The organism is Micromonospora sp. CB01531 (assembly GCF_001905095.1).
Classification (GTDB): Bacteria; Actinomycetota; Actinomycetes; order Mycobacteriales; family Micromonosporaceae; genus Micromonospora.
This window is the reverse complement of sequence record NZ_LWLS01000046.1, coordinates 150978-163677: the sequence shown is the minus strand read 5'-3', so window position 1 is coordinate 163677 and position 12700 is coordinate 150978. Positions and strand designations below refer to the sequence as shown.

The window sequence follows — 12700 nt, the reverse complement described above, 5'->3', positions numbered from 1 at the left end:
CCGGGCCAGGCCGGTGAGCTTCCACAACCCGAATCTGTCCTGGTCGGAGCTGGAACAGGTGCTCTCCGGCCGACCCCGCGGTGGGCGGTCCGGCAAGGGGCGGTCCCGGGACGAGCGGCACCTGCACGTGGTGGACCCGCTCGCGGTCGACGCCGACGGCGGCGACTCCCCGGCGTGGAGCCGCAAGCGGCAGCAGTACGAGCCGCCCGAACTGCCCCGCCCGGACGACCCGGTGCCCTACGCGGAGCTGCACGCGCACTCCAACTTCAGCTTCCTCGACGGCGCGAGCCACCCCGAGGAACTGGCCGAGGAGGCCGCCCGGCTGGGGCTCACCGCGCTCGCCGTCACCGACCACGACGGCTTCTACGGCGTGGTGCGGTTCGCCGAGGCGGCCCGCGCGCTGCACCTGCCGACGGTCTTCGGCGCGGAGCTCTCCCTCGGGCTGCCCGGCCCGCAGAACGGCGAGCCCGACCCGCACGGGTCGCACCTGCTGGTGCTCGCCCACGGCCACGAGGGGTACGCCCGGCTGGCCGCCACCATCTCCCGCGCCCAGCTCCGCGGCGGCGAGAAGGGCCGCCCGGTCTACGGCGAGCTGGAGGAGGTCGCGGCGGAGCTGCGCGACCACGTGCTGGTGCTCACCGGCTGCCGCAAGGGGCACGTGCCCGGCGCCCTGCTCACCGAGGGCGTCGACGCCGCCGCCCGGGAGCTGGACCGGCTCACCGAGCTCTTCGGCGCCGAGACGGTGGCGGTGGAGCTGACCGACCACGGCCACCCGATCGACGCCGACCGCAACGACGCCCTGGTCGAGTTGGCCGACGCGGCGGGGCTGCCCACGGTCGCCACGAACAACGTGCACTACGCCACCCCGGGCCGGCGTCGACTGGCCACCACCGTGGCGGCGGTGCGTGCCCGGCGCAGCCTGGACGAGATCGACGGCTGGCTGCCCGCCGCCGGCACCGCCCACCTGCGCAGCGGTGCGGAGATGGCGGCGCGGTTCGCCGCGTACCCGGGCGCGGTGGCCCGGGCCGCCGAGTTCGGCGCGGAACTCGCCTTCGACCTGCAACTGGTCGCGCCGAAGCTGCCGGCGTACCCGGTGCCGCCCGGGCACACCGAGATGAGCTGGCTGCGCCGGCTGACCATGGACGGCGCCCGGGAACGCTACGGCCCGCCCGAGGCGCACCCGGAGGCGTACGCGCAGCTGGAGCACGAGCTGCGGATGATCGAGGATCTCGGCTTCCCCGGCTACTTCCTGGTGGTCTACGACATCGTCACGTTCTGTCGCGAGCAGGACATCTACTGCCAGGGCCGGGGCTCGGCGGCCAACTCGGCGGTCTGCTACGCGCTGCGGATCACCAACGTGGACGCGGTGCGGCACCGGCTGCTCTTCGAGCGTTTCCTCGCCCCGGAACGCGACGGCCCGCCCGACATCGACGTGGACATCGAGTCCGACCGCCGGGAGGAGGTGATCCAGCACGTCTACGCCCGGTACGGCCGGGAGTACACCGCTCAGGTCGCCAACGTCATCTCGTACCGGCCCCGGTCGGCGGTGCGGGACGTGGCCAAGGCGTTCGGCTTCTCGCCCGGGCAGCAGGACGCCTGGAGCAAGCAGATCGACCGGTGGGGCTCGGTGGCGACGGTGGACGTGGCGGACATCCCCGAGCAGGTGGTGGCGTACGCCAACGAGCTGCAGAGGTTCCCCCGGCACCTGGGCATCCACTCCGGCGGCATGGTGATCTGCGACCGGCCGGTGATCGAGGTCTGCCCGGTCGAGTGGGGGCGGATGCCCGGCCGCAGCGTCCTGCAGTGGGACAAGGACGACTGCGCCGCCGTCGGGCTGGTCAAGTTCGACCTGCTCGGCCTCGGCATGCTCTCCGCGCTGCACTACGGCTACGACATGATCGGGATGAGCCTGGACCTGGGCGACATGACCCTGGACGACCCCGAGGTCTACGACATGCTCTGCAGGGCCGACTCGGTCGGGGTGTTCCAGGTGGAGAGCCGCGCCCAGATGGCCACCCTGCCCCGGCTCAAGCCCCGCGCCTTCTACGACCTGGTGGTGGAGGTGGCGCTGATCCGTCCCGGCCCGATCCAGGGCGGCTCGGTGCACCCGTACATCCGGCGCAAGAACGGGCAGGAGCCGGTGACGTTCCCGCACCCGCTGATGCGCAACGCGCTGGAGAAGACCCTCGGCGTGCCGCTGTTCCAGGAGCAGCTCATGCAGCTCGCCATCGACCTAGCCGGCTTCGACGCGGCCGGGGCCGACCAGCTGCGCCGGGCGATGGGGGCGAAGCGCTCGGTGGAGCGGATGGCGCAGATCGCCGACCGGCTCTACGCCGGGATGGCCGAGCGGGGCATCACCGGCGAACTGGCCGACGACGTCTACCGCAAGCTCACCGCCTTCGCCAGCTACGGCTTCCCGGAGAGCCACGCGATGAGCTTCGCCTACCTGGTGTACGCCAGTTCCTGGCTCAAGCGCTACCACCCGGGCCCGTTCCTGGCCGCCCTGCTCAACGCCCAGCCGATGGGCTTCTACTCGCCGCAGACCCTGGTCGACGACGCCCGCCGGCACGGCGTCGAGGTACGCCGGCCGGACATCAACGCCAGCGGCGCCAAGGCGGTGCTGGAGTCCACGCCGGAGACCCGGTGGGGGAGCCAGCCGGGGGAGCCGCCGCACGCCTGGGGGCTGGGCGGCCCGGCGGTCCGGCTCGGGTTGAGCAGCGTACGCACCCTCGGCGACGACGTGGCCGAGCGGATCGAGGCGGAGCGGACGGCCCACGGGCCGTACCGGGACATGCCGGACCTGGCCCGACGGGTCGGGCTCACCGCCGCCCAGCTGGAGGCGCTGGCCACCGCGGACGCCTTCGCCTGTTTCGGGCTGACCCGGCGGCAGGCCCTCTGGGCCGCCGGCGCGGCGGCCCAGGACCGGCCGGGCCGGCTGCCCGGCACGGTGACCGGCGCGACCCCGCCCACCCTGCCCGGGATGGAGGCGGTGGACCGGCTGGTCGCCGACGTCTGGGCCACCGGCCTGTCCCCGGAGAGCCACCCGGCCCGGTTCATCCGGGACCGGCTGGACGCCCTGGGCGCGGTGCCGATCGCCCGGCTCGGCCGGGTGGAGCCCGGCCAGCGGATCCGGGTCGGCGGGATCGTCACCCACCGGCAGCGGCCGGCGACCGCGGGCGGGGTCACCTTCCTCAACCTCGAGGACGAGACCGGGATGCTCAACGTCACCTGCTCGCCGGGGCTCTGGCAGCGCTACCGGCGGGTCGCCCGCACCAGCGGGGCGCTGGTGGTGCGGGGCCGGTTGCAGCGGCATGAGGGGGTCACCAGCCTCACCGCGGATCGGCTGGACGCGATCGACCCGCCGGTCACGCCGGCCTCCCGCGACTTCCGCTGACCTCGCCTCAGCCGGACGGCGGGGCGAGCCCGGTGCCGGCGCCGACGGCGCGCCGGCACCAGGCCCACGTCGTGGAGACCTTCGCCACACCGGCCCGGCAGAGGGCATGTCGTGGGCCACATTTCCGTTTCCTGGATCGGTGGGCCGGAGATACGGTCCGCCGGCGTGGGCAGAGCGGCCCACGCGGGAAAGGTGGAGAACGATGACGGGGAGCAACACCCACCGCGGCGTCGCCAACGCCCGACGGACCCGGCTCGGTGCGGACTGGGTCCCGGCGCACGACACCGAGGTGCACGAATACCCGGTGACGGACGGGCCGGTCGCCAACGCCCACCGCTCCCGCGCCGAGGAGGACCCGGCCGGAGGCGGCGAGTCCTGACCCCGCTGGCGCGGGTGACTAGGCTCGGCGGGGTGGAGCAGACCCGAACCCTGACCCCCCGTACCGCCGTGATCTGGGCGGTGCTCCGGGCCGAGCTGCAGCGCCGGGTGGGCGAGCGGCTCACGGTGCTCGACGTCGGCGGCGGGACCGGCGGCTTCGCCGTCCCGCTCGCCGAGGCGGGCCACCACGTCACCGTGGTCGACGCCAGTCCCGACGCGCTCGCCGCGCTGACCCGCCGCGCCGCCGAGGCCGGGGTCGCCGACCGGGTACGCGCGGTGCAGGGCGACGGTGACGCGCTCGCGGGGCTGGTCGAGCCGGCCAGCATGGACCTGGTGCTTTGCCACGCCGTCCTGGAGGTCGTCGACGACCCCGCGTCGGTGGTCTCGGCCCTGGTCGGCGCGTTGCGCCACGGAGGCGCGGCCAGCGTCCTGGTCGCCGGGCGGGCTGCCGCGGTGCTCACCCGCGCGATGAACGGCCACCTCGACGTGGCCGCCGCGCTCGCCGCCGACCCGGACGGCAGCGCCGGCCCGCGGGACACCCTGCGTCGGCGGTACGACGCCGAGGGCGCCGCCGCCCTGCTCAGCGCCGCCGGGCTCACCGTCGAGGAGATCCACGGCGTACGCGTCCTGGCCGACCTGCTGCCCGCCGCCGTGGCGGACGGTCAGCCGGCCGCCCTGGTCGAGCTGGAACGGGCCCTGGCGGCCCGGCCGCCGTACCGGGACATCGCCGCCCAGCTGCACCTGTTCGCCCGCCGCCCGGTATGACCGGCCCGGCGGTGGATCCGCTCGCCCCGGTCGCGCCCCGCTACGGTGGCGGCAGCCTCGCCGACGTCCTGCCCAGCGCGCTCGCGGTGCTCGGCGTGCCCGGCGCGGCCGACCTGCTCGGTCTGGCGCCCCGGCTGGCCGGGGTACGCCGGATCGCGGTCCTGCTGGTCGACGGGCTCGGCTGGTACCAGATCCCCGCCGCCACCCCGTACGCCCCGACCCTGGCCGGGCTGGCCGCCACCGTCGCCACCCCGCTCACCTCCGGATTTCCCTCCACCACCCCGACCAGCCTGGTCACCCTCGGCACCGGCGTTGCCGCCGGCGCGCACGGGGTGCTCGGCTTCAAGGTCCGGGTCCCGGACACCGACCGGGTGCTCAGCCACATCGAGTGGGCCGGCGACCCGGAGCCGCTGCGCTGGCAGCCCGTCCCCACCCAGTACGAGCGGGCCCGCGCCGCCGGGGTCGCGGTGACCGTGGTCAGCCGCCCCGAGTACGGCGGCAGCGGCCTGACCCTGGCCGCGAACCGGGGCGGCGACTACCGGGGGGCGTCCGGCGTCGACGCGCTCGCCGGGCAGATGCTCGCCGCCCTCGCGGCCGGCGCCGGGCCGACCCTGGTCTCCGGGTACCACCCGGACCTGGACCGGCACGGACACCTGAGCGGCGTCGACTCCGTGCCGTGGCGGCTGGCCGCCGCCGAGGTGGACCGGCTGCTCGTCCGGCTGGTCGACAGGCTGCCGCCGGACGCCGCGCTGCTGGTCACCGCCGATCACGGGCAGCTCAACGTGCCGGCGGGCCACCGGATCGACCTGGACACCGATCCCCGGCTGCGGGCGGGGGTTCGGGTGGTCGCCGGTGAGCCCCGGGTCCGCTACCTGCACGTCGAGCCGGGCGCCACGGCCGACGTGGTGGCCGCCTGGTCGGCGGTGCTGGACGGCGTCGCGTGGGTGACGACCCGGGACGAGGCGGTGGCCACCGGCTGGTTCGGGCCGGTGGCCGAGGAGCACCTGCAGCGGATCGGCGACGTGGTGGTGGTCTGCCGGGACACGTACGCCGTGGTCGCCACCCGCTCGGAGAAGCCGATGGAGTCGCGGCTGGTGGCGTACCACGGCGCCGACACCGCCGCCGAGATGATCATCCCACTGCTCACCATCCGCGGCTGACCCGCCCGCCCCCGGCGCCCGCAAGATCCGCCCAGCTTCACGGTAGGAGGCGCCTGGCGTCGCCGCCGGCGCGGTTCGTGGCGGGCGGCTCGGGCGGGGTGGCGGGCGGGTTGTCGGACCGGGCGGTTAGCGTGCGGGAATGGGCCGCAGCCAGTCGTTGCCTCGGGGCGGTGATCCGCGCTTCGGGCCGGACGCCGACGACACCGACTGCCCCATCCTGCACGTCGACATGGACGCGTTCTTCGCCTCCGTCGAGGTGCGTCACCGGCCCGAGCTGCGCGGCCGGCCGGTCGTGGTGGGCGGGGTGGGGCCGCGCGGGGTGGTCAGCTCGGCCAGCTACGAGGCCCGACGGTACGGCGTCCGCAGCGCCATGCCGACCGCGCGGGCCCGGGCGCTCTGCCCGGACGCGGTCTACCTGCCGCCCGACTTCACGCAATACTCGCCGGCCTCTCGGGCGGTGATGCAGATCTTCCGGGACGTCACCCCGCTGGTCGAGCCGCTCTCCCTGGACGAGGCGTTCCTCGACGTGGCCGGCGCCCGCCGGCTCTTCGGCTCCCCGGCCGGGATCGCCCGGCTGATCCGCCGCCGGGTCGCCGAGGAGCAGGGGCTGACCTGCTCGGTCGGGGTGGCGCCGAGCAAGTTCGTGGCGAAGCTGGGCTCCACCCGGGCCAAGCCGGACGGGCTGCTCGTGGTGCCCGCCGCCCGGGTGCTCGACTTCCTGCACCCGCTGCCGGTGGGGGCGCTGTGGGGAGTGGGGGAGCGGTCCGCCGAGACGCTGCGCCGGCTCGGCCTGAACACCGTGGGCGACCTGGCCGAGGCGCCGCTCGGCCTGCTCCGGCGGGCGGTCGGTGAGGCGGCCGCGACCCACCTGCACGAGCTGGCCTGGGGTCGGGACCCGCGCCGGGTCTCGCCGGAGCAGGTGGAGAAGTCGATCGGCGCGGAGGTCACCTTCGACGTCGACGTCACCGACCCGGTGGAGATCCGCCGCGCCCTGCTGGCCCTCGCCGAGAAGGTCGGGGCCCGGCTGCGCGCCGCCGGCCAGGTGGGTCGGACGGTGTCGCTCAAGGTCCGGCTGGCCGACTTCCGCACGGTCACCCGGTCCCGCACCCTCACCGTGCCCACCGACACCGCCCGGGAGATGTTCGACACGGCCTGGGCCCTCTGGACCGCCCTGGCCGCCGGCGAGCCGGTCCGCCTGGTCGGCGTACGCATGGAGGGGCTCGCCACCGTGGCGGAGACCCCACGGCAGCTCACCCTCGGCGCGCCGGAGCGCGGCTGGCGGGAGGCGGAGGTGGCCACCGACGCGGCGGCTGCCCGATTCGGGCGGTCCGTCATAGGTCCGGCCAGTCTTCTCGGGAGGCGTGATCCGCGACGAGTCGAAAAACCGACCCGGCCGTAGGTCGTCCCGCTTTCCGACGCGCGAGCCCCCTCGTAGACTTGCGGGTAAGCAGCCGGTTGGCTGCCACGGTCTGTCGGCCCGACCGGGCCGACCAACGTGACCGGGGAGGAGTGCCGTGCCGCTCTCGGAGCACGAGCAGCGGCTGTTCGAGCAGATCGAGCGGTCGCTTGCCGAGGACCCCAAATTCGCCTCGGCCGTGCGCGCCAGCGACCCGCGTTTCCACGCGCGGCGTCGCCTGCTCGTCGCTGCCGGCGTGGTAATCGCTGGTCTGGCCCTGTTGATCTACGGTGCCGTGATCAAGACGCCCCCGCTGGCCGTGGCGGGCTTCGTCGTCATGCTGGCCTCACTGGGCTACGCGGTGCAGTCGCACCGGCGCGCCCAGTCGCCCGACCTGCACGTGGTGGGCGGCACGACGAGCCGGCGTACCCGTGGCCGGACCGGCCGGCGGGGTTCGTTCCTCGACCGAATGGAGGACCGCTGGCGGCAGCGCCCGGAGGGGCACCGCTGACCGGCTCGGACCGCTGACGGCGGGGGGCCACCGCGACGGCGTGTCGCCGTGGGCCCGTCCACCGGCGAGCATCTCACGCTGCATCGCGGAAGTGGTGGCATCCGGTGGATCCGGACACCACCACTTCCAGGACGCAGCGTGCTCGTGTCGCCGTGCCGGTTCACCGGGCCGGACGGCCCGCCAGCAGCCGCCGCGGGCTCCACCGGAGCAGCCGCTGCCGCACCTCCCCGCCGGCGGTGACCAGCCGGGCGGACCGCTCCGACACCGTGGTCCGCCAGCGCAGCAGCACCGACGGCGGCAGCAGGGCCGCCATGATCCGGGTACGCCGGTCGGCCCGGGCGGCCAGTGCCCCGCGTACCGACCGCAGGGCCGGGTGCAGCTCCTCGCCGGCCAGCGGGTCGCGGGCGTAGCGGGCCCGCTCCTCGGCCCGGCCGAGCAGTCGCACCCCGGTCACCGCCCCGGCGTCCTCGGTGAGGGTCTCCTGGACCAGCCGCTCGGCGGTCGCCCGGGGAGTCTCCGTCCGGTCGACCCGGACCTGGAAGTCCACCAGGGTGTCGAGCAGCTCGTCCCAGGCGGCGTGGGCGTCCGCGCGGGCCCGGTCGGCGTCCACCCCGACCACGATGTCGCGTACCTCGCCGCGCTGGCCGGGGATGGCGGCGAGCGCGGTGGCCGGCGGCGCCGCAACCCGGACCCGCCGGCGCCGACGCAGCGCGGAGCGGCGCAGCGCCGGCACCGCGAGCAGCACCAGCAGGGCGAGCGCCCCGGCGACCCACCACGGCCAGACCGGCGACTGCTGGGTGGGACCGCCGTCGCCGACCGAGAGGCCCTGGTCGGCGTCCTTGTCGAGCCGGTCGGGACTGTTCGGGCCGGCCGAGGCGTCGGCCCCGTCCGGGGCGGCGGCGCCCCCGGTCGACGGGGTGGCCTCCTCGGGCGCCTCGGTGTCGGGGGCCCAGGCCGACCGGACCGACCCGGGGACGCTCGCCGCCGGGGTGGCGTCGAACGGCACCCAGCCGATCCCGCTGCCGAAGTAGACCTCGGTCCAGGCGTGCAGGTTCTGGTTGGTCAGCACGTACGTGCCGCCGCTGGAGCGGGTGCCGTTGGTGAAGCCGAACGCCACCCGGGCCGGGATGCCGGCGGCCCGGACCAGCCACGCCATCGCGCCGGCGTACTGCTGGCAGAAGCCCGCCTTGGTGGACAGGAAGTCGGTGATGTCCTCCCCGCTGGTGCCGTCCCGCGTGGAGAGCGAGTAGGTGAACCCGTTCTCCACGGAGAAGTAGTCGTAGATCGCCCGGACCTTGTCGTAGTCGTTCTGCTTGCCCTTGACGAGCTGCCTGACCAACTGGTCGACCGCGGGCGCCCCCGGCGTGGCGGTCTGCTGGCGCCGCAGCGGGTCGTCGGTCGGCAGTGAGCGCGCCGCGCGCAGCGCCGACGGGCTGTACGTCGAGCGGACGTAGTCGAACGAGTACCGCTTGCCCCGCGAGTTCTCCCGGTCGGAGAAGATGACCTGGAGACTCGTGTCGTAGCGCCAGCTGCGGCCGAGGTCCTCGGTCTTGACCGGCTGTGCGTAGACCGGCAGGAGTGGCATGTTGAGGCTCTTCGACACCTCGACCGTGGCCCGGTAGCGCTGCCGCTCGACGCCGGCCCGCTCCGTCGGGTCGGTCAGGGCCTGGTTCACCGCCCGGCCGGTGGGAGTGCGATCCCGGAAGCCGTTCGGACGCAGGTCGTCGGCCACGCCGAAGCGCAGGTAGAACGGGGCCGGCTCGTTGGTGGTGACCTTGACCAGCTCGGTCACCGTGCTCTGTTTGAGCTGGCCGCTGAGCGCGGCGAACAGGTCGATCCGGCCGGAGTTGCCCTGGCCCGGCCGCCCGTTGCCGTCGCCCGTGCCGTTGCCGGCGGCGTTCAGCAGGCCGCTGGTCATCCCGGGCACGGCCAGCGGCAGCGCCACCGCGAGGGCGACCCCGACCACGGCCAGCCGGCGACCCGCCGCGGCCAGCGGCGAGGCCTCCCAGACGTCGACGTCCCGGCCCTCCCCGGTGAACCGGCGGCCGAACCGGCGTACCCGGTCGACGTTGTCGGTGACCAGCAGCCACAGGAAGCCGCAGGCACCCACCACGAACGGGGTGGCGGGCACGTCGTCCACGTAGACCGCCACCGGCACCGAGTAGATGGCCAGCATCGGCAGCCCGGCCAGCGCCGGCCGGCGCAGCCCGACGGAGAGCACGTCCACCAGCACGGCGACGCCGCCGACGCCGAGCACGGTGAGGAAGAGCAGCGAGTCGACGTCGTCGACCTTCACGCTGTAGGTGCGCATGTCCTGCATCGACGCGCCGAGCAGGTCGCCGAAGTGGGCGAAGGTGCTCGGGGTGGGCAGGAACGCCAGCAGCTCGGTGCCGCCCGGGAAGACCCAGGTCAGGCCCAGCGTGAGGCCGGCGAGCATGGCGATGAGCTGACCCCACAGGGGTGCCCGGGCCAGCCGGCTCAGCGCGGCGGCGCCGGCCACCACGGCGACCACGATGGCCGCCTCGATCAGCCACGTCCAGCGCAGGAAGATCGCCGACAGCGGGGCGGCCGCCAGCAGCGTCGCCGCGGCGGCGACGAAGCCCAGGTTGCGGTGCGCGGTCACGTGACCACCCTTCCGGTCATCGCACGCCTCCGGCCACCGTCTCGGCCAGCGCCGCCCGCAGCGCGAAGCCCTGCGAGCCGCGGGCCGCCTGCGGCCAGAGCACGGGCAGCCGGTTGCCGTGCTCCACGCCGATCACCCGCCACCCGCTGTGCAACAGGGCGAGCGCGGCGGTGCCGTGCGCGTGCTCGGCCTCGCTGCGGGCCTTCCCCGGCAGGTTGAGCCAGGTGGTGCTGTCGAGCAGGAAGCCGACGCAGGTCGCGCCGTTGCCGCGCAGCCCGGCCAGCAGCTCCGCCTCGGCGGTGCTCAGGGTGCCGAACAGCGCGATGATCAGGCCACCGTCGGCCCGCTGCCGGACCTGCTGCACCAGCGTGGCGAGCTCACCGCGCCTGTCGAGGCGTACCTCGGCGAGGTGGTCGAGGAGCAGGCCGTCGCCGGCCGCCTCGGTGGCGCCCACGTCCGCGCCGGAGCCGGTGACCAGGCGCAGCTTGTAGCCGGCCTGGCGCAGGTGCACGGCGATGCTGGCGGCGGCGGAGACCGCCCACTCGAAGCTCGCCGTCGGGCCGTCGCCCCGATGGCCGGCGGCACGGGTGTCCAGGACCACCGTGGCCCGGCTCTCCCAGGGCTGCTCCTCCCGGCGCACCATCAGCTCGCCGGTGCGCGCGGTGGACTTCCAGTGCACCCGGCGCAGGTCGTCGCCCACCCGGTACTCCCGGGTGGCCGCGTCGTCCTCGCCGTGCACCGCGACCGACCGGGCCCGGCTGTCGCCGCTGCCGGCGTACTCGCCGGGGAGGCGGACCGCGGGCAGCGGAGTGACCTGCGGGATCACGGTGAGGTGGTCGATGCTGGGGAAGGCCCGGCTGAGCTCGCAGAGCCCGAACGGGTCGGTCAGCCGGACCACCAGCGGGCCCACCTCGTACCGGCCGCGCACGTCGGCCCGGACGGTGTACGCCACCGAGCTGGCCTGGTGCGCGCCGAGCCGCTCCAGCACCACCCGGGGCCGGCTGCCCAGCGCGTACGGCAGCCGGTCCTCCAGCAGCAGGGTGCCGGTCGGCAGGCGGGACAGGTTCTGCAGCCGCAGCACCACCCGGGAGCTGGCCCCGACCGGCACCCGGTGCGGTTCGAGGGACCGGCTGCAGGCGAGCTTGTACCGGCTGCGCCCCACGTACGCCGCCGCGAGCAGCGGCAGGACGGCGAGCAGGACAGCTACCCGGAGCAGGTCCTTCTCGCCGAGGATGCCGGCGGAGATCGCCGCGGCGACCGCGGCCGCCAGGAACGAGCGGCCGCGGGTGGTCAGTCCTCGCAGCCCGTCGCGCACCTCACGGCCTCCGTGGCTCGTACGGCCCGCGACCGGTGCCGCCGGGCCGGGTGTCGTACGGGGAGCGCTTGCGGTCGTTCGGCAGCGGCAGCCGGTGCACCAGCTCGGCGACGATCGCATCGGTGGTGCGCCGGGCGAGCTGCGCGTCGGCGGTCGGGATGATCCGGTGCGCCAGCACCGGCACCGCGAGGGCCTGCAGATCGTCGGGGAGGACGTAGTCCCGGCCCTCCAGGGCGGCCACCGCGCGGGCGGTGCGCAGCAGCTGCAGGGTGGCCCGCGGGGACGCGCCGAGCCGCAGGTCGGGCGCCTCGCGGGTGGCGGTGACCAGGTCGATCGCGTACTGCTTGACCGCGTCGGCGACGTGCACCTGCCGGACGTGGCCGATCAGCTGGCGGACGGTCGCCGCGTCGGAGACCGGGCGCAGCTCGGTCAGCGGGTCGGTGGCCCCGTGGCCGTCCAGCATGGCCAGCTCGGCGCCGGCGTCCGGGTAGCCCATCGCGATCCGGGCGGTGAACCGGTCGCGCTGCGCCTCCGGCAGCGGGTACGTGCCCTCCATCTCGATCGGGTTCTGCGTCGCGATCACCATGAACGGGGTCTGCAGCTGGTAGGTGACCCCGTCGACGGTGACCTGCCGCTCCTCCATGCACTCCAGCAGGGCGGACTGGGTCTTCGGCGAGGCCCGGTTGATCTCGTCGCCGACCACCAGGTTGGCGAAGACCGCGCCCGGCCGGAACTCGAAGTCGTGCGTCTCCTGGTTGTAGACGCTGACCCCGGTGACGTCGCTGGGCAGCAGGTCGGGGGTGAACTGGATCCGCCGCACCGAGCAGTCGATCGAGCGGGCCAGGGCCTTGGCGAGCTTGGTCTTGCCGACGCCGGGCACGTCCTCGATCAGCAGGTGACCCTCGGCGAGCAGCACGGCCAGGGCGAGCCGGACCGTGGCGGTCTTGCCCTCGATCACCTGCTCGATGTTGGCCACGATGGCCTCGCTGGCGGCGCGGAACTCGTCGTGCGGCAGCAGACCGCCCACCTCGTCCCAGGTCTGTTGTGTCACGGGCCTCCTCCTCGTCGCCTGGACGGCAGCGCTGAATAGAGCACCTGGACCCGCCGTTTGGTTCGCGACGTCGAGCCACGTCTGCCGCAGAAATCTCACTGGCCTCT

General features: G+C 74.9%; 9 protein-coding genes. 6 read left to right on the top strand and 3 right to left on the bottom strand.

What is annotated here, in order from left to right:
* Window positions 1-13: 13 nt before the first annotated feature.
* From A6A27_RS08110 to A6A27_RS08090, 6 genes are all read left to right on the top strand, one after another.
* Window positions 14-3394 (top strand): error-prone DNA polymerase, encoded by a 3381-nt coding sequence (locus A6A27_RS08110; protein WP_073833920.1) that lies wholly within the window; start codon window positions 14-16, stop codon window positions 3392-3394.
* Between the two features lie 202 nt (window positions 3395-3596).
* The gene (locus tag A6A27_RS44895) at window positions 3597-3773 is read left to right on the top strand and encodes a hypothetical protein (protein ID WP_198940230.1); all 177 of its coding nucleotides are present in this window, start codon (window positions 3597-3599) and stop codon (window positions 3771-3773) included.
* A 14-nt stretch (window positions 3774-3787) separates the two neighbouring features.
* On the top strand, window positions 3788-4537 hold the full coding sequence (locus tag A6A27_RS08105) for a methyltransferase domain-containing protein (protein WP_198940229.1): 750 nt from the start codon (window positions 3788-3790) through the stop codon (window positions 4535-4537).
* Entirely contained in the window at window positions 4534-5697 is a 1164-nt protein-coding gene (locus A6A27_RS08100) for an alkaline phosphatase family protein (protein ID WP_073833918.1), read from the top strand. Before A6A27_RS08105 ends, A6A27_RS08100 begins: the two co-directional genes overlap by 4 nt.
* 139 nt (window positions 5698-5836) lie before the next feature.
* A complete protein-coding gene (locus tag A6A27_RS08095) occupies window positions 5837-7096 on the top strand; it encodes a DNA polymerase IV (RefSeq protein ID WP_073833917.1) in 1260 nt (419 codons plus the stop codon).
* Between the two features lie 115 nt (window positions 7097-7211).
* Window positions 7212-7604, top strand: coding sequence for a DUF3040 domain-containing protein (locus A6A27_RS08090; protein ID WP_073833916.1), 393 nt, complete (start codon window positions 7212-7214; stop codon window positions 7602-7604).
* A 160-nt stretch (window positions 7605-7764) separates the two neighbouring features.
* On the opposite strand, the gene A6A27_RS08085 is transcribed toward A6A27_RS08090, so the two are convergent.
* From A6A27_RS08085 to A6A27_RS08075, 3 genes are read right to left on the bottom strand one after another with little or no spacing between them, the layout of a single operon-like run.
* Entirely contained in the window at window positions 7765-10227 is a 2463-nt protein-coding gene (locus A6A27_RS08085; RefSeq protein ID WP_073833915.1) for a transglutaminase family protein, read from the bottom strand.
* A 16-nt stretch (window positions 10228-10243) separates the two neighbouring features.
* A complete protein-coding gene (locus A6A27_RS08080) occupies window positions 10244-11542 on the bottom strand; it encodes a DUF58 domain-containing protein (RefSeq protein WP_073833914.1) in 1299 nt (432 codons plus the stop codon).
* 1 nt (window position 11543) lies between these two features.
* Entirely contained in the window at window positions 11544-12593 is a 1050-nt protein-coding gene (locus A6A27_RS08075; protein ID WP_073833913.1) for an AAA family ATPase, read from the bottom strand.
* Between the last annotated feature and the right edge of the window lie 107 nt (window positions 12594-12700).